Source organism: Halomonas garicola, from assembly GCF_031935715.1.
Classification (GTDB): domain Bacteria; phylum Pseudomonadota; class Gammaproteobacteria; order Pseudomonadales; family Halomonadaceae; genus Vreelandella; species Vreelandella garicola.
The window spans coordinates 135,705-151,680 of record NZ_JASSZF010000003.1 but is presented as its reverse complement, the minus strand read 5'-3'; the positions used below and the strand labels follow the sequence as shown (position 1 = coordinate 151,680).

Here is a 15,976-nt window from a genome sequence, read left to right as displayed (position 1 = left end):
CACCTTGGGTATAGCGGTTGCCGTTCTGGACAGAACAGCACGGGCGGCATTCTCGGCGTCTAGGGTATCGGATTTTCCATTCAGCCGCCTGAGACGGCGATTGGGGCGACTCACCTCGATGACCAACGTGTCATGCCGGCGAATGAAGGAAGTCAGAGCGGCGCCGTAGGAACCGGTGCCTTCCACACCAAAGGCCAGGATTCGACCAAAAGAGCGTGCCCAGGCCAGCAGCTTTTCAAAGCCGTCACGGTCCGCCGTAACTGAAAGCGTTGATCGTAGGCCAGCGGTTGTATCTACAACGGCAGCAACATGGATATGCTTATGCGTATCCACCCCAACGACGATATGGCCGGAAGGTGCGATATCAGGTAACTGTAAAGCCGTCATGTCAGCCTCTGAGTATGTCGAGTTATGGTCTCCAGAATCGGCCAAGTGGACAGGACTGTCATGAGAGTATATGCCTTCAGGCTCCTATTAAGTCACAGCTTCGCCATACTGGATCAGGTGCCCGGTCCGGAGCTGACAGATCAACGCCAAGGCATGCAACGGCCAATCATTGCAAGAGTCAAGCCACCAAGACCAGGTCTTCCGGATCGATTATGAATCCGACGTATAAAGACTGACAGTCATTGTCGTTTAGCATCAAGGGTTATGCTCCGCTTATTAATAAGCTGGGATATTGCGTGACCAGAGTCAAGGCGTGCCGGGCTGGGTAGGCACCGCCGGCTTTGCTATGCTGAGCGCCGTTTTCTCGCCCGCCCGGAGCCCGCCATGCCCCCTTTATCCGCTGCGCCCGCGATCAAAGCGCTGGCCGCGCGCGTTCGCCCCGTCAACCGCCGGGCCGCAAACGCTACCCGCGCCTACCTGGATACGCTGACCAAGCCCCCGGGCAGCCTTGGCCGGGTGGAAGCCCTGGCCGTCCAGTTGGGTGGAATCATCGGCCAGACCAGCGACGTTAGCCCGCCGGCCTGCATTGTCTTTGCCGCCGACCACGGCGTGGCCGCCGAGGGTGTGTCGGCCTTCAGCCAGGACGTCACCGCGCAGATGGTCGCCAACTTTGCCGCCGGCGGCGCGGCCATCAACGTCTTTGCCGGGCGGATCAACGCGCGCGTCGAAGTGGTCGACGTCGGCGTAGCCGGCGACGTGGAGGCGCCGGGCGTGGTCAACGCCAAGGTGCGCCGGGGCACGGCCAGCATGCTCCGCGGCCCGGCCATGAGCCGGGAAGACGCCGAGGCCTCCCTTGACGCCGGCGTTCAGGCCGCCGGCCGGGCGCTTGATGCCGGCTGCCGCTGCTTGATCGTGGGCGAAATGGGCATTGCCAACACCACGGCGGCAAGTGCCGTGCTGGCGGTACTGAGCGGCCAGCCGGCAGCGCACCTGGTAGGGACAGGCACCGGCATCCGCCGCGAGACGCTGGCGCACAAGATCAGCGTGATCGAGCGCGCCGTTAACGCTCGCCCGGTGGATCCTCGCGAGCCGCTTGAAGTGCTGGCAAGCGTGGGCGGGCTGGAAATTGGCGCCATGGCCGGCGCCTACATCGCCGGTGCGGCGCGGGGCGTGCCCTGCGTGGTCGACGGCTTTATTGCCACCGTGGCTGCTCTGCTTGCCGCCAGGCTGTGCCCCGAGGTGCGCGGCTATCTGATCTTTGGCCACCGCAGCGCAGAGCCCGGCCACAACGTCGCCTTGGAAGCGCTGCACGCCGAGCCGCTGCTGGCGCTGGGCATGCGCCTGGGCGAGGGCACCGGGGCGGCGCTGGCGTTTCCGCTGCTGGACGCCGCCTGCGCCATGCTTCGCGACATGGCGACGTTCAGCGACGCCGGCGTGGACGACAGCCGCTCGTGACTCCGAGCGCTGAGGACGCTGCGCCGGCCGTGCGCCTGGCCTTTAGCGGCGGGCTTGAAGGCCGTTTTACGCCCGGCTGTATCCACCTGCGCGCTGACGCCCCGCTTGCCACGCTAAGCTCCGCGCTGGTGGGCGGCGGCGTTGGCACGAGGGGGGATTTCTGCAACTTCTACGTGGACAAGGACTACGCCGGCCGCGCGCCGGCGGACGACCTTGCCCGCTGGATTGCCGGACGTAAGATAAATGCAGACGGCGCGGTAGCGATGATGACCGCGGTGACGCTTGAGCACGCCGCGATGCACAGCGCCCCGCTTGGCAATCGGGAAAACGCCGTGCTGGCGCTTGCCACCGCGGGCAGCGGCAACGCCGTGGATATTACCGCCGCGGGCGCCGATCCGCGGCTGGTGGCCGGCACGATTAACGTATTCGTGTTTATCGATGCCCACCTGACGCCGGGGGCGCTGGTCAACGCCTGCCTCTCGGTGACCGAGGCCAAGGTAGCGGCCCTGAGCGATGAAAACGTTATGGATGCCCACAGCCGCACCCCGGCCACCGGCACCTCCACCGACTGCGTAAGCATTGCCGCCACCCAGCGCGGCGCACCCACGCCCTACGCCGGCTCCGGCACCGAGCTTGGCCGCGCCGTTGGCCGCACCACGTACCGCGCCGTGCGCGAGTCTTTACAGGCAGGCAACGGCGAGGAGCGCGGACGATGATGCTGGGTATCGCCCTGACCGCGCTTGCGGCCGCCGCCGTGGCGGTGGATCTCGCCGTGGGCGACCCGCGCCGGTTAACCCATCCGGTGGTGCTGATCGGACGGCTGATCGGCGCGCTGGAGGCCCGCCTCAACCGTGGCACCGCCCGCGCCCGCCGGCGGGGTGGTCTTGCCACCGTGCTGGTAACGGTAGCAAGCACCTTCGCGGCGACGTGGCTTGTGTGCCGGGGGCTTGGTGCGATTCACCCCTGGCTGGGAGTTGCCGCGGAGCTGTGGTTGGTCTCGACCGCGATAGCCATCAAGGGGTTGGGAGACGCCGGCCGCGCCGTGGCGGTACCGCTATCCCGGGGCGATTTGCCCGCGGCGCGTTCAGCCCTTGGCCGAGTGGTCGGGCGCGATACTCACAGCCTGAATGAGGCCGACGTTGCCCGCGGCGCGGTGGAAACCGTCGCCGAAAACACCGTGGACGGCATTACCGCGCCGCTGCTGTTTGCGCTTTTGGGCGGCGCGCCGCTGGCGCTGGCCTACAAGGCAGTGAATACGCTCGACTCCATGGTCGGCTACCGTACCCCGCGACACGAGGACTTCGGCCGCGCCGCCGCCAAACTCGACGACGTCGTCAACTGGCTGCCGGCGAGATTTACCGCGCTGTGCTTTTGCCTGGGCGGGCGCCGTACTTGGCAGGGCGCTTGGCGGGGCACGCGACGGGATGCCCCCAGGCACGCAAGCCCCAACGCCGGCTGGCCCGAGGCCGCGGTGGCGCACCGGCTGGGCATTGCGCTTGGCGGGGTGAGCCGCTACCAGGGGGTGATGTCCCGCAGCGCGACCCTGGGCGAGCCGAGAGAAACGCCCAATGCCGGCCATATTCACCGCGCCATTGCTCTGATGCACGCGGCCTGGGCGCGGTTTTTTGCCCTGGCGGCGGCAGTGATGATCGCCGCTGCGTGGCTGTTAAAAACGGGAGGTATCGGCTAATGGAGCCAGCCAATCGGGAAGACGCCAGCCCGTGGCCCCGCCACGGCGGGCAGGCGAGGGCGCTGCTTGCGCGCTTCGGGCTGCCGCCGGATCATTCCTTTGAGGACTTTAGCGCCAACCTCAACCCGCTGGGCCCGCCCGGCTGGGTGCCGGCGTGGCTTGAGCGCCACCTAAGCGAGCTTAGCCGCTACCCGGACGTGGACTATGTGGAAGCCCGTGCGGCGATTGCCGCCCACCACGGCGTAAGCCGTGACCAGGTGCTTGTGACCAACGGCGGCGGCGAGGCGATTTTTCTCGCCGCGGGGCTCTGCGCCGGCGGCCGTGCGGGGGTATTTGCCCCCACCTTCAGCGAGTACGCCCGAGCGCTTGCCGGGGTAGGGGCCGAGGTGCGCGAGATAGCGCCTGCCGACCCCCTCGACGATCTCGACGCGGTATTTCTCTGCCGGCCCAACAACCCCGACGGCCGGCTGCTGCCGCTTTCGGAAGTGGAGACGCTGCTCGCCCGGGCCGCGGCGGTAAACTGTCGGTTAATCGTCGACGAAGCCTTTATCGACCTGACTACAGATAACGCAGACGCCAACGCGCTGCCGGCGCGGCTGGCCACGCACCCGCAACTGATCCTGCTGCGCTCGATGACCAAGTTCTATACTCTGCCCGGGCTGCGGCTGGGCTACGCGCTGGCAAGCGAGGCGCTGATTGCCGCCATGGCCCGCCGCCAGCCGCCCTGGAGCGTCAATCAGCTGGCCGCGGGGCTTACCGCGCCGCTGCTGGCCGACACGGATTTCGCCGCCCGCACTCATGCCTGGCTGGCAGTAGAGCGTCCGCGCATGCAGGTAGCGCTTGAGCGCCGCGGGCTTGAGGTCGCACCCGGCGAGACCTGCTTTTTTCTGCTGCGCCCGAACCTTGAGGCTCGACGGCAGGGGCTTGACGCCGAGGCGCTGCTGGAGCGGCTGCTGCGCGGCGGAATTCTTGCCCGCCATACCCACGGCTATGCCGGGCTTGACGGCGGATGGCTGCGCCTTGCCCTGCGCGACAAGGATGCTAACAATCGGCTGCTCAAGGTGCTCGATGATTGTCTTCGTTAGCGGCGGGGCGCGCTCGGGCAAAAGCGCGGTGGCTGAGGCCGCGGTGCTTGAGGCTGCCGGCCCCGCGACGCCGTATTACGTTGCCACGGCGAGGGTCAGCGACGCAGAAATGGCCGCGCGGGTAGCCCGCCATCAGCGCTCTCGGGGCGAAGGCTGGGTAACGCTGGAAGCGCCGCTTTCGCTTGCCTCGGCAATAGCCCGGGTGCCCGCCGGCGGCGCGGCGCTAATTGACTGCCTGACGCTATGGGCAAGCCAGGTGCTTTATCCGCAGAAAGATAATGTTGAGCACCCAACGCCCGAGCAGGCGCTGGCGGAACTGGCCGAATGCCTGTGCGCCGCCCGCCGGCGTGGGATTACTTTGGTCGTGGTCTCCAACGATCTTAACGAGGCGCTTTTGCCCGATAGCCCCGAAGTGTGGCGCTACGTGGACTTTTTACAGCGGGCGCACCGGCTGGTGGCCGCCCGTGCCGACTCGGTTGTTGAGGTGGTGGCAGGCCGGCGCATCGAATGGAAGCCCGCCCAGCGTGCCTTGAAAAATGCCGTCTCAGGAGACGCTAAGCGATGAAAAATGCCGCCTTCGGGCTGATACTCGCGCTGCAGTTTCTCACCCGCATCCCCGTGCCCGTGACCTGCCCCTGGACGCCCGAGACCCGGCGCTTTGCGGTTCGCGCCTATCCGCTGGTGGGTATGCTGTTGGGCGGCGCGCTGGCGCTGGCGGCGTACCTGCTGACCGAGATATTCCCCGCCACCCCCGCGCCGCTTACGGCCCTGGTGCTGCTGAGCCTCTGGGTCGGGCTTTCCGGCGGGCTGCACCTAGACGGCCTGATGGACATGGCCGACGCCCTGGGCAGCAACCAGCCGCTGGAGCGCCGCTTTGCCATCATGCAGGACCCCCAGGTGGGAAGCTTCGGCATGCTCGCGCTATTTTTTCTGCTGGCGTGGAAGGGCGTGCTGCTGTGGGCGCTGGTGGAACACGGCGCCCCCGTGGGCTGGCTAATCGCCGTGCCGGCGCTGGGTCGCTGGCTCGGCGCGGCGTCGCTGGCCCTTATCCCCTGCGCCAAGCCCAGCGGGCTGGCGCACGCCTGGCAGCGCTCGCTTACCCCGCTGGACGCCGCCCTTGGGCTTGCCGCGCCGCTTGTGCTGGCGCTTGTCTGGCCCGGCGTGTGGCTGGCGCTTTTGGCCGCGGGGCTTTATTTTCTCGTCGCGCGTGCCGCGCTCAAGCGCTGGTTTGGGGGCATTACCGGTGATTTGGCCGGTGCGATGATCGAAGGAGGAGAGCTATGGCTGTTGCTGTGTCTGTGGAGCTGGTGGCAGTTCGCCACGGCATGACCGCCTGGAACCTGGAGCGACGCTACCAGGGCCAGCGCGATATTGCGCTGAAATTTCCCGAGGCTGAAGCGGCGCTTGAGCGGTTGCGCATTGGCCTTGAAGGTGAACGCTTTGCGCTCATCTACTCAAGCGATTTGACCCGCTGCCGCCAGACCCTTGAGTGGACCGGCGCGGCTGAAACAAACGGCGTGACGCCCGCTTTCGAGCCGCGCCTTCGCGAGATCGACTTCGGCGACTACGAGGGCAAGACCTACGACGAACTCAAGGACCGGCCCGACTACCGCGCCTGGATCGATAGCGTCGGCGAGCAGCGCATCCCCGGCGGCGAGAACGGCGCCGACCTGCGCGCCCGGCTGGACGACTGGTTAACGGACGTGGCCAAAGCGGCGGTCGAAGCGGGCGGCTCGGCACCGATAAAGGTGCTCGCCGTAGCCCACGGCGGGGTGATCCGCGAGCTGCGCCGGCGCTTTGAAAGCGTCGCGTTCTGGGACGCCACCGTGCGCCAGGCCGAAGGGCGGCGCTGGCAGCTGAACTATTCCCCCGAGGCAAATAAAAAGGGAGACGACCCGTGGCAGTGCAGCTGTTCCTCGGCGGTGCCCGCGCCGGCAAGCGCGACGCCGTAGCCGCCCGCTGGCCGAGCGCCCGCTGGCACAAGCTTGTGCCCGGCGAGACGCTTGCCGACTGGGCCGGCCAGGATGCGACGGACACGCCCACGGTGCTTTACGGCGTCCTCGTCTGGCTTGAAGACGCGCTTGCCGGAAGCGATGACGACGACGCCCTGCGCCGGCAGTGGCAGGAAGCGCTTGATGCGCTCGACGCGCGGTTTAATGCCGCGCCGCTGATTATCATCGGCCACGAAGTGGGCAGCGGCATTGTGCCCATGGAGCGCCTTGAGCGCCGCCTGCGCGACATGAACGGCTGGTTCAATCAGGACGTCGCCGCGTGCGCCGAGCGCGTATGGCAGGTGCGCCATGGGCTGGTCATGGCGCTGTAGGTACTCCCTTCGGCAGCGTTGCGTTACCGCGCGCAAATTGCTAGCTTACGCGCACTCTCAGGTGCCAGCCGCGTGATATTCGCGGCGGTGAAACGGGAAGTCGGTGCCCAATCCGACGCTGCCCCCGCAACGGTGATCGAGACAGCCGCTACGCAAGCCACTGCGCCGCTTTTATCCCCACAGGATAAAACGCGCGGGAAGGGCGTGGCGGCATAAAGGCCAATAGCCCGCCAAGAGCGCAACGCCTTTTGCTCGTCAGCCCGGAGACCGGCCTGAGCACACTGACCCACGCAATAGTGGGCAGAAAACAGGCCGTGGCGCGGTGGGCGTTGGCAGGCGGACCGGGCGCGCTCGCGCCGACTCCCTCTGCGTTATCTCCCTCTCTCCGCTCGCTCGGCATAAAAAACGCTACCCCCGTGCGGGTGAGCACGATGAGCAAGGGAACCTTCATGTCCAACCGTCTTTTCCTGTCTAACCGTTTTTCCGCCGGCAAAACGCTTGTGCCTTTCGCGCTGGCCGCATTGCCGCTGGCCGTTTCTGCGCAAACCCCGTCTATCTCCGAGCAGCCCGACCAGGCCGCTGCTGATACGCTAAACCCGGTCGTGGTCACCGCCACCCGCGCGCCGCGCACCGCCAATGAAACGCTGTCGTCGGTCACCGTTCTCGACGAAGCCACCCTGCGCCGCCAGGACCCGACCGAGCTGACCGACCTGCTGCGCGGCCAGCCGGGCGTCGACGTTAAAACCAACGGCAGCTTTGGTAAAACCAGCATCGTCTATCTGCGCGGCACCTCGAGCGGCTCCACGCTGTTCATGATCGACGGCATCCGCCTGCGCTCGGCGACGCTGGGCTCGCCGAGCTACCAGTACCTTGATCCGCGCATGTTCAACCGCGCCGAAGTGGTGCGCGGTCCGCGCGGCAGCCTTTACGGCGCCGATGCGGTGGGCGGGGTAATTCAGCTGTTTACCCCCCAGGGCGAAAAAGCCGGCCCCCAGCCGCGTATTTCCGTGGGCGGCGGCTCGTTCAACACCCGCCGAGTCAGCGCCGGCATCAGCGGCAAGAGCGATTCGGGTCAGAACGGCACCACCCGCTACAGCTTCGCCGGCAGCCACTTTGCCACCGACGGCCAGCCGGTGCGCCGGGGCGGCGAGGACATGGGCTACGACAACACCTCGGCGCTGGCGCGGGTGTCCCACACCTTCAACGACGGCTCCGAGATCGGCGCGCTGGCGCTGCGTGCACGCGGCAACACCGAGTTTGACGCCAGCGGTGACAAGGCCGACACCGACTACGTACAGCAGGTCGCCGGCGTGTACGGCGAGCTGGCTCTGAGCGACGATTTTCGTACCCGCCTGACCTTGAGCGAGGCCCGGGACGAAACCGAGACCGAGTATTACGCCAGCGAATACACTACCCAAAGCCGCACCGTACGCTGGGAAAATACGCTGGACGTGGGGTATCACCAGTTTATTGCCGGTGCCGAATACCGCGACGACAGCGTGGAAGACAGCGATACCGGCTTTGGCACCTACGAGGTGGAAAGCCGCGATAACAAGGCGGTGTTTACTCAGGCACTGCTGGATTTCGCCCCGCTGACCGTGCAGGGCAGCCTGCGCTTTGACAACAACGAAGCCTACGGCGAAGAAGTCACCGGCGGGCTGGCGCTGGGCTACGCGCTGGATGATCACCACACCGCGCGTGCCAGCTACGGCACTGCCTTCCGCGCGCCGACGTTCAACGACCTTTACTACCCGGATTACGGCAACTCCGATCTGGAAGCCGAAACCTCCAAAACCGTTGAGCTGGGCGTACGCGGCCAGTACACAAGCTGGTTCTGGGACGCGGCGATTTACCAGACCGAGATCGACAACCTGATTTCCGGGCAAACGTCCGCCTTCAACACACCCGAGGCGCGCATTCGCGGGGCCGAAATCGCAAGCGGCGTCGAGATCGACGGCTGGACCGCCCAGGCGGCGCTGACCTACCTTGAGCCGGAAGACAAGGACACCGGCAACCGCCTGGCCGGCCGCGCCAGCGAGAGCCTGCGGCTGGATCTGGACCGCGAGCTGGGCGAGTGGTCCGTAGGCGGCTCCTGGGTAGCGCAAAACCACCGCTACGCCGATGCGGCCAACGACGAGCGCCTGGCCGGCTACGGCATCGTCAACCTGCGCGCCGGCTGGGCGTTTGCCCCCCTGTGGCAGGCCCGGGTCACGCTGGATAACGCCTTTGATAACGACTACGCCACCACGCGCTTTTCCAACGGCGACGACTACCTGAACGCCGGCCGCGCCGCCTACCTGAGCGTGAGCTTCGGTGCGCAGTAAGCGCTTAAGGCGCGGAGCAGGGCCGCTGGCAGCGGCGGCCCTGGCGTGCGCGTTCGTCACCCAGGGCGCCTTCGCCGGGGCGGATGCTAAGCCCTGCGCGGTGGACGATCTGGAGCGCGAGGTCTGCCTTGACGCGCCGGCCCAGCGCATTGTGGCGCTTTCTCCCGGCGCTACCGAGCTTGCCTTTGCCGCCGGCGCGGGGGATGACGTGGTCGCGGTGGTGGAACACAGCGACTACCCCGCCCGCGCTCGCAAGCTGCCCTCGGTGGGGGATTACAGCCGCATCGATCTGGAAGCGCTGGTAGGGCTTGGGCCGGATCTGGTGATCGGCTGGGAAACCGGCAACCCGGGCAAGCAGCTGGAAACGCTGGAGTCGCTGGGCACCAAGGTGTTCTACATTGAGCCGCGCACGGTCGACGGCGTGGCCGCAGCCCTGAACCGCCTGGGCCGGCTTGCCGGCAGCGAAGATATTGCCGAGCAGGAAGCCGAGGCGTTTCTCGCCGGCATGGCCAAGCTCAAGGCCCGCTACGCCGAGCGCGCGCCGGTGCGCGTGTTCTACCAGGTGTGGGACGCGCCGCTGATGAGCCTCAACGACGAGCACCTGATCGGCCGCGCGATTACCGACTGCGGCGGAGTTAACGTGTTTGGCGAGCGCCCCCGGCTGGTGCCGCGGCTTGACGATGAAGCGGTGCTTGCCGCCAACCCCGAGGTGATCATCACCGGCAGCAGCGATGCCTCAAACGGCGACGAGGAGAACGCTCGCCACCAGTGGCTTTCTCACTGGCAGCAGTACTCGAGCATGGCCGCGGTTCAGCGGGAGAGTCTTTACACCGTGCCCGCCGACCCGCTGGTGCGGCCCACCCCGCGCTTTTTGCAGGGCGCGCAAAGCCTCTGCGAGCGCATCGACCAAGCCCGTAAAAACCAACCCCGTGAGGGCGGCTCCAAGTAATGCGGCGTACGGGCAGCCAGGCAAGCTTGCCGCTGGTACTACTCACACTTGGCGCCGTTGTCGCCCTTGGCCTGTCGCTGGGCGTAGGCAGCGCGTCGATCTCGCTGGACCAGCTCCGCGCGATTGCGCTGGGCGAGGGCGACGCGCTGGCGCGCACCATGGTGCTGGAGCTGCGCCTGCCCCGGGCGCTGTCCGCGTTCGCCGTGGGCGGGCTTTTGGCCGTGGCCGGAGCGCTGATGCAGGTGCTGTTGCGCAACCCGCTGGCCGATCCCTACGTGCTGGGTATTTCCGGCGGCGCGGCGATTGGCGCGCTGGGGGCGATGATGCTGGGGCTGGGCGGTTTGTTGGCCTCCACCTCGGCCTTCGGCGGTGCGCTTTTTTCCACGCTTTTGGTGTTTGGCCTGGCCCACGGTCGCGGCGGCTGGTCGCCTACGCGGCTGCTGCTCACCGGCATTGTGGTGGCCTCGGGCTGGGGCGCGCTGATTACGCTTATGCTTTCCATGACGCCGGCGGAGCGCCTGCCGGGCATGCTCTACTGGCTGATGGGCGATCTTTCCTACGCTCGTGAGCCCGGACTGCCGCTGGCGCTGTTGGCGGTGACCTGCCTGGGGCTTCTGCCGCTGGGGCGCAGCCTGAACGTGCTGGCCCGGGGGGCCAATCAGGCCGCCGCGCTGGGCGTGGATGCGCGCCCGATTGAGTGGGGCATCTACGCCATCGCCAGCCTGCTCACCGCCGTGGCCGTGGCCACCGCCGGCAGCATTGGCTTTGTGGGGCTGGTGGTGCCGCACATGCTGCGCCTGGTGCTGGGCAACGACCAGCGTATTGCGCTGCCCGCCTGTGCGCTGGCCGGCGGCACGCTGCTGCTGCTGGCGGATACGCTGGCGCGCACGGTGATCGCCCCGGAGCAGCTGCCGGTGGGCGTGATTACCGCGCTGCTCGGCGTGCCGACGTTTCTGTTTCTGCTGTATCGGAGCGGGCAATGAGCGTTCTTGCCGCGCGTGACCTGTTTATCGACGTGCCCGGCCGCCAAAGCGGCCAGGCGCTGAACTTCGCCGTTGAGCCGGGGCAGGTGTGGGGGGTGCTTGGCCCCAACGGGGCGGGCAAGACCACGCTTCTGCATACCCTGGCCGGCCTGCATCCGCCCCTGGCCGGGCAGGTCATCCTGGACGATGCCTCCCTTGCGCGCATGCGCCGCCGCCGGGTGGCGCAAAAGCTGGGGCTGGTGTTTCAGGAGCGGGTCGACGGCTTTCCCTCAACGGTTGAAGAAACCGCGATGCTCGGCCGGCATCCGTACTTGTCCTACTGGCAGCGGGAAAGCGCCGAGGATATAGACCGCATGCAGGCGGCCCTTGAGCGGCTGGACGTGGCGCACCTGAGGCAGCGGCCGGTGGGTACGCTCTCCGGCGGCGAGCGCCAGCGGGTGGCGATTGCCACGCTGTTGACCCAGGATCCCGCGGTGTGGCTGGTAGACGAGCCCACCAACCATCTGGACCTGCACCACCAAAGCGCGGTGATGGCGCTAATGCGCGAGCAGGCCGCCTCGGGGCGTGCGCTGATGCTGTGCCTGCACGATTTGAACCTGGCCGCCCGCTGGTGCAGCCACGTGCTGCTGCTCTACCCGGACGGCGAGGCCTGCTGGGGCGCGGCCCGGGATATGCTGGAACCCTGCGCGCTTGAGCAGCTTTACCGCCAGCGGCTCAAGGTAGTGGAAGTGGACGGCGCGCCGGTATTCGTGCCGGTGAACGACTGACGATGCCCTGGTTCGTCGGCATATTTATGGAAGGATTTTCCATAAACGCGATATGGGCTATCATGGCGCATTGTTTATGACAGACGATTCATGACACACGGTTCGTGACCCATAGCAGGAGAACATTATGAGCTTTTACGTTTACCTTTCCGGCGAGATCCACACCGACTGGCGTGACGAAATCCAGCGCGGCGCCGAAGCCGCCGGCCTGGACGTGGTATTTACCGCGCCGGTCACCGACCACGACGCCAGCGACGCCGCCGGCGACCATCTGGGCGCCGAAGACAAGCAGTTCTGGCGCGATCACCAGTCGTCCAAGGTTAACGCCATCCGCACCCGCACGCTGATCGAGCAGAGCGACCTGGTCGTCGTGCGCTTCGGCGACAAGTACAAGCAGTGGAACGCCGCCTTCGACGCCGGCTACTGCGCCGCACTGGCCAAGCCCTACATTACCCTGCACAGCGAAGACATCGTTCACCCGCTGAAAGAAGTCGACGCCGACGCCCAGGCCTGGTGCACCACCACCGACCAGGTCGTGGAAATCCTGCGCTACGTGCTCAAGGCCTAAGCATGGCTTAAGCCTTTTCGGCTTGCGTAACGTCAAAAAGCGCCCCGCGGGGCGCTTTTTTTGTGATAGCTGACTGGCCTGCCAGGCCGCCATATTTTCCATGTGTCATCGCGAGCTGGCGAAGCGATCTCGGGGTTCTCACCAGCGGCATGGTAAGGAGATCGCCACGCTTCGCTCGCGATGACACGAATAGAAAGTATCGTGCGAGTAAGCCAAGGATTTGCTATCTACGCGCTCTTCACGCCGGTCTTTTCCCTGGCCTTGCGCGTGGCGGGCTGGTCTTCCCGCGGGTCGTTGAGGAAGGCTTCCAGCGAGTCGTCCATCGCATCCAGCCAGCGGGTGTGGTGGGCCGGGGCCTGGGTGCCGGTCATCAGCGAGCGGTAGGAGCGGTCGCGGAAGCTCATGATGCCCGCGTGCTTGTCGCGCTCCCAGGCGAGGAACGTCTGGTTGACGCCATCGATGTCAAAGCTCGGGTAGTCGGTCTGCTCAATCAGGCGGCGCACGTAGTCGCCCTGAAAGCGGATCATCGCCTCGTTGTCGTCGAGCGCCTCTTCCCGGGCGCGCCACTCGGCGCTGTCACTTTGCATCGCGGCTTTTTCCGGCAGGCTGATGCGGCCGAGAATCACGTCGCGCACGAACCACGCCTGGGCGTCGAACATGTTGAAGGTGTACCACTGATCCTGCATGCCCAAATAGAACATCCTGGGATTGTCTTCCCAGACCACGCCCTGGTAGAGGTTCAGCGGCCACAGGCGGTTGTTGGTTTTCAGCCGCAGGCTGTCCGGCAGGAAGGGGAAGTGGTGCAGGTAGCCAGTGCACAGAATGATCGCGTCGACGCGCTTGCGGGTGCCGTCGATAAAGTGCGCGGTATTGCCGGAGACGTAGTCCAGCAGCGGCTTTTCTTCCCAGTTCTCGGGCCACTCAAAGCCCATGGGGGCCGAGCGGTAGCTGGTGGTAATGCTGCGCGCGCCGTACTTGTAGCACTGGGAGCCGATGTCTTCGGCGGAGTAGCTGGAGCCGATCAGCAAAAGGTCCTTGCCGTGAAATTCCAGCGCGTCGCGGAAGTCGTGGGCGTGCAGCACCCGGCCGTTGAAGTCGCTAAAGCCTTCAAACTCGGGCTTGTTGGGCGTGGAGAAGTGCCCGGATGCAACGATGACGTGATCAAAGGTGGATGACTCCACCACGTCGGTATTGTGGTCGTGTACGGTCACGGTAAACAGGCCGCTGGCGTCGTCAAAGCTTACGTTGCGCACCGGGCAGTTAAAGCGAATGAAACGGCGCACGTCGGCCTTTTCCACGCGGCCCTTGATGTAGTCCCAGAGCACGGCCCGGGGCGGGTAGGAGGCGATGGGTTTGCCGAAGTGCTCTTCAAAGCTGTAGTCGGCAAACTCCAGGCATTCCTTGGGGCCGTTGGACCACAGATAGCGGTACATGCTGCTATGCACGGGTTCGCCATGGTTATCAAGGCCGGTCTGCCAGGTGTAGTTCCACTGGCCGCCCCAGTCGCTTTGGCGCTCAAAGCACACAAGCTCGACCGCTTCGGCGTCTTGCTCGGCGGCGGACTGGAAGGCTCGCAGCTGGGCCAGGCCGCTGGGGCCAGCGCCGATAATGGCAACGCGTTGGGTCATATCATCATGCTCCGGTCTGGCTGACGCCGGGCAGGCTCAACGCGCTGCGCGGGGGTGTCAGCATTGGCTGGATGTCATGGACGCCCGACGGCCGGCCGCGCAGAAAATACGCGCAGGCGCGGCCAATCGCAGGCCTGTCCGGCCCGGACGGAAGTGACCGCAAGATGCAAGGCATGGTGAGGCTTGCAGGAGGGGGCGATGCTGCGTCTGGCAGCACGCCGGGAAGAAGCGCGGTGAGGCGCTTCGAGCCGTTATTCTCGGGTTTCCATAACTATTGGTTATCAAAGTACGCGATAATCCATAGCCAAGTCAAATATGGCAGCGCCGCTGCCCAGCGCTGGATAGTCATCAGGAAGAAAGTGGCAGCGAATAAGAACTTTGTCTGCTGTCGGTTTCGGCGATGCCGCTGGCCGGTATACTGGCGCCAGTGCCACGATGCTGGCGCGAGCCACAACGGAGGATGATCATGCAAGGATTCACCCGGCTGCCGGCCTTCGCCCTGGTCGCGTTTCTGGCCCTGATGCTGGGCGCGGGAAGCGCCCATGCCGACCGCCGCCACGACGGCTACAGCGGCGCGACCGACGGCTATTCCGGCGCCACCGACGGCTACAGCGGCGCCACCCGTCAAGACAACGGCTGGCGCCACCGTGACCATGAGCTGAAACGTCAGCAGCGCCGCGCGCTGGAGCGCTTCGAGCGTCAGCGCGAGCGCGACTATCGCCGTCTGGAAAACCGCCGCTTTCGCTCCGAGCGCGCCCGAGAGCGCGCCTTCCGCGACCTTGAGCGCGAACACGAAGCGCGGCTGCGCCAGATCCTTGGGGAATCGCGCTATGACGAGGAGTACCGGCGCTACGACGATTACGACCGCCGCGGCTACGACCGCCCCGAAGAGGCGGTGATCCACCTGATTCTGCGCGAAATCCTCAACCGGTAGCATGATGACCACGCTGATGATCCAGGGCACGACGTCGGATGCGGGCAAGAGCACCGTGGTTGCCGGGCTTTGCCGCGTGCTCAAGCGCCGGGGGGTGTCGGTGGCGCCGTTCAAGCCCCAGAACATGGCGCAGCACGATGAAGCCACCGTGGACGGTGGGCGGGTTGGCCGCTCAACCGCATTTCAGGCGTTAGCGGCCGGCGTTGGCGTACACAGCGACATGAATCCGGTGCTTTTGAAGCCCTCAAGCGAGCGGGGCGCCGAGGTGTTTCTGCGCGGGCAGCTATATGGCCACATGGACGCGCTGAACTACCATGCCTCCGACGCTCAAGCCTTCAAGCGTACGGCTCGACACAGCATGATGGACGCCTGGCAGGCGCTGTCTTCGCGCTTTGACGTGATCATTGCCGAAGGCGCCGGCAGCCCGGCGGAGATTAACCTGCGCGAGGGCGACATCGCCAATATGGGCTTTGCCGAGGCGGCGGACTGCCCGGTGCTGCTGGTGGGCGATATCGACCGCGGCGGGGTGTTCGCCCAGCTGGTGGGTACTTTGGCGTTAATCAGCGAATCCGAACGGGCGCGCACCCGCGGCTTTATCATCAACCGCTTTCGCGGCGCGATGGCGCTTTTGACGCCGGGGCTTGACTGGCTCGAAGACTATACCCAAAAGCCGGTACTGGGCACGCTGCCGTATTTGTCCCGGCTGATGCGCGATGCCGATTATCGTCTTGTAAGCGGCGAGGCCGCCGAGCGCGAGCTTGACCGTCTGGCCGGTACCCTTGAACAGCATCTGGATATTGACGCCGTGCTGGCGCTGCTGAAGTCCGCCTGAAACGCCGCTTCACCGCGTTACTACCTGCCCCTGTCCTGGAAAACCTGCTTT

The 15,976-nt window shown here is 66.0% G+C and carries 16 protein-coding genes, 1 pseudogene and 1 riboswitch; of the genes and pseudogenes, 15 read left to right on the top strand and 2 right to left on the bottom strand.

Going from position 1 to position 15,976, the window contains the following annotated elements:
* On the bottom strand, positions 1–387 hold a 387-nt coding region (locus RS027_RS02495), incomplete at its 3' end, for an IS110 family transposase (RefSeq protein WP_311953517.1).
* Positions 388–771: 384 nt separating this feature from the next.
* Here RS027_RS02495 and cobT point away from each other — a divergent pair.
* From cobT to RS027_RS02430, 13 genes are all read left to right on the top strand, one after another.
* The gene (gene cobT, locus RS027_RS02490; RefSeq protein ID WP_311953514.1) at positions 772–1,842 is read left to right on the top strand and encodes a nicotinate-nucleotide--dimethylbenzimidazole phosphoribosyltransferase; all 1,071 of its coding nucleotides are present in this window, start codon (positions 772–774) and stop codon (positions 1,840–1,842) included.
* On the top strand, positions 1,839–2,558 hold the full coding sequence (locus RS027_RS02485) for an adenosylcobinamide amidohydrolase (protein ID WP_311953511.1): 720 nt from the start codon (positions 1,839–1,841) through the stop codon (positions 2,556–2,558). The genes cobT and RS027_RS02485 overlap by 4 nt, the downstream gene beginning before the upstream one ends.
* On the top strand, positions 2,555–3,532 hold the full coding sequence (cbiB, locus tag RS027_RS02480) for an adenosylcobinamide-phosphate synthase CbiB (protein WP_311953509.1): 978 nt from the start codon (positions 2,555–2,557) through the stop codon (positions 3,530–3,532). The genes RS027_RS02485 and cbiB overlap by 4 nt, the downstream gene beginning before the upstream one ends.
* Positions 3,532–4,617 (top strand): threonine-phosphate decarboxylase CobD, encoded by a 1,086-nt coding sequence (gene cobD / locus RS027_RS02475; protein ID WP_311953506.1) that lies wholly within the window; start codon positions 3,532–3,534, stop codon positions 4,615–4,617. The genes cbiB and cobD overlap by 1 nt, the downstream gene beginning before the upstream one ends.
* Positions 4,601–5,182, top strand: a complete 582-nt coding sequence (locus RS027_RS02470; protein WP_311953502.1) for a bifunctional adenosylcobinamide kinase/adenosylcobinamide-phosphate guanylyltransferase — start codon at positions 4,601–4,603, stop codon at positions 5,180–5,182. Before cobD ends, RS027_RS02470 begins: the two co-directional genes overlap by 17 nt.
* Positions 5,179–5,946 (top strand): adenosylcobinamide-GDP ribazoletransferase, encoded by a 768-nt coding sequence (gene cobS / locus RS027_RS02465; RefSeq protein WP_311953500.1) that lies wholly within the window; start codon positions 5,179–5,181, stop codon positions 5,944–5,946. The genes RS027_RS02470 and cobS overlap by 4 nt, the downstream gene beginning before the upstream one ends.
* Positions 5,898–6,569: a histidine phosphatase family protein gene (locus RS027_RS02460; RefSeq protein WP_311953496.1), complete on the top strand. Its 672-nt coding sequence runs from the start codon at positions 5,898–5,900 to the stop codon at positions 6,567–6,569. Before cobS ends, RS027_RS02460 begins: the two co-directional genes overlap by 49 nt.
* Positions 6,515–6,940, top strand: a complete 426-nt coding sequence (locus RS027_RS02455) for a bifunctional adenosylcobinamide kinase/adenosylcobinamide-phosphate guanylyltransferase (RefSeq protein WP_311953493.1) — start codon at positions 6,515–6,517, stop codon at positions 6,938–6,940. Before RS027_RS02460 ends, RS027_RS02455 begins: the two co-directional genes overlap by 55 nt.
* A 42-nt stretch (positions 6,941–6,982) precedes the next feature.
* Positions 6,983–7,230, top strand: a riboswitch (cobalamin riboswitch).
* Positions 7,231–7,389: 159 nt separating this feature from the next.
* Positions 7,390–9,264 carry a TonB-dependent receptor domain-containing protein gene (locus RS027_RS02450; RefSeq protein WP_311953491.1) on the top strand — a complete coding sequence of 625 codons (1,875 nt, stop codon included), beginning with the start codon at positions 7,390–7,392 and terminating at the stop codon, positions 9,262–9,264.
* Positions 9,254–10,213 (top strand): cobalamin-binding protein, encoded by a 960-nt coding sequence (locus RS027_RS02445; protein WP_311953489.1) that lies wholly within the window; start codon positions 9,254–9,256, stop codon positions 10,211–10,213. The genes RS027_RS02450 and RS027_RS02445 overlap by 11 nt, the downstream gene beginning before the upstream one ends.
* Positions 10,213–11,196 (top strand): FecCD family ABC transporter permease, encoded by a 984-nt coding sequence (locus RS027_RS02440; RefSeq protein ID WP_311953486.1) that lies wholly within the window; start codon positions 10,213–10,215, stop codon positions 11,194–11,196. The genes RS027_RS02445 and RS027_RS02440 overlap by 1 nt, the downstream gene beginning before the upstream one ends.
* Positions 11,193–11,963, top strand: a complete 771-nt coding sequence (locus RS027_RS02435; RefSeq protein WP_311953483.1) for an ABC transporter ATP-binding protein — start codon at positions 11,193–11,195, stop codon at positions 11,961–11,963. The genes RS027_RS02440 and RS027_RS02435 overlap by 4 nt, the downstream gene beginning before the upstream one ends.
* Positions 11,964–12,090: 127 nt before the next feature.
* Positions 12,091–12,531, top strand: a complete 441-nt coding sequence (locus RS027_RS02430) for a YtoQ family protein (protein ID WP_311953481.1) — start codon at positions 12,091–12,093, stop codon at positions 12,529–12,531.
* A 227-nt stretch (positions 12,532–12,758) separates the two neighbouring features.
* On the opposite strand, the gene RS027_RS02425 is transcribed toward RS027_RS02430, so the two are convergent.
* Positions 12,759–14,159, bottom strand: a complete 1,401-nt coding sequence (locus tag RS027_RS02425; RefSeq protein ID WP_311953478.1) for a trimethylamine monooxygenase — start codon at positions 14,157–14,159, stop codon at positions 12,759–12,761.
* 466 nt (positions 14,160–14,625) lie between these two features.
* Between RS027_RS02425 and RS027_RS02420 the strand changes: the two genes are divergently transcribed.
* Together RS027_RS02420 and RS027_RS02415 are read left to right on the top strand one after the other, a co-directional pair.
* A complete protein-coding gene (locus tag RS027_RS02420; protein WP_311953476.1) occupies positions 14,626–15,093 on the top strand; it encodes a hypothetical protein in 468 nt (155 codons plus the stop codon).
* Between the two features lie 4 nt (positions 15,094–15,097).
* A pseudogene (locus RS027_RS02415) lies at positions 15,098–15,814 on the top strand (cobyric acid synthase); the annotation flags it as partial.
* Positions 15,815–15,976: the final 162 nt, after the last annotated feature.

What these genes read in the sequence shown, in the direction of transcription:
- cobT (WP_311953514.1), top strand. Translation starts at nt 772, where the DNA reads ATGCCCCCTTTATCCGCTGCGCCCGCGATCAAAGCGCTGGCCGCGCGC.
- RS027_RS02425 (WP_311953478.1), bottom strand. Translation starts at nt 14,159, where the DNA reads ATGACCCAACGCGTTGCCATTATCGGCGCTGGCCCCAGCGGCCTGGCC.
- cobD (WP_311953506.1), top strand. Translation starts at nt 3,532, where the DNA reads ATGGAGCCAGCCAATCGGGAAGACGCCAGCCCGTGGCCCCGCCACGGC.
- RS027_RS02450 (WP_311953491.1), top strand. Translation starts at nt 7,390, where the DNA reads ATGTCCAACCGTCTTTTCCTGTCTAACCGTTTTTCCGCCGGCAAAACG.
- RS027_RS02430 (WP_311953481.1), top strand. Translation starts at nt 12,091, where the DNA reads ATGAGCTTTTACGTTTACCTTTCCGGCGAGATCCACACCGACTGGCGT.
- RS027_RS02420 (WP_311953476.1), top strand. Translation starts at nt 14,626, where the DNA reads ATGCAAGGATTCACCCGGCTGCCGGCCTTCGCCCTGGTCGCGTTTCTG.
- cbiB (WP_311953509.1), top strand. Translation starts at nt 2,555, where the DNA reads ATGATGCTGGGTATCGCCCTGACCGCGCTTGCGGCCGCCGCCGTGGCG.
- cobS (WP_311953500.1), top strand. Translation starts at nt 5,179, where the DNA reads ATGAAAAATGCCGCCTTCGGGCTGATACTCGCGCTGCAGTTTCTCACC.
- RS027_RS02435 (WP_311953483.1), top strand. Translation starts at nt 11,193, where the DNA reads ATGAGCGTTCTTGCCGCGCGTGACCTGTTTATCGACGTGCCCGGCCGC.
- RS027_RS02470 (WP_311953502.1), top strand. Translation starts at nt 4,601, where the DNA reads ATGATTGTCTTCGTTAGCGGCGGGGCGCGCTCGGGCAAAAGCGCGGTG.
- RS027_RS02460 (WP_311953496.1), top strand. Translation starts at nt 5,898, where the DNA reads ATGGCTGTTGCTGTGTCTGTGGAGCTGGTGGCAGTTCGCCACGGCATG.
- RS027_RS02440 (WP_311953486.1), top strand. Translation starts at nt 10,213, where the DNA reads ATGCGGCGTACGGGCAGCCAGGCAAGCTTGCCGCTGGTACTACTCACA.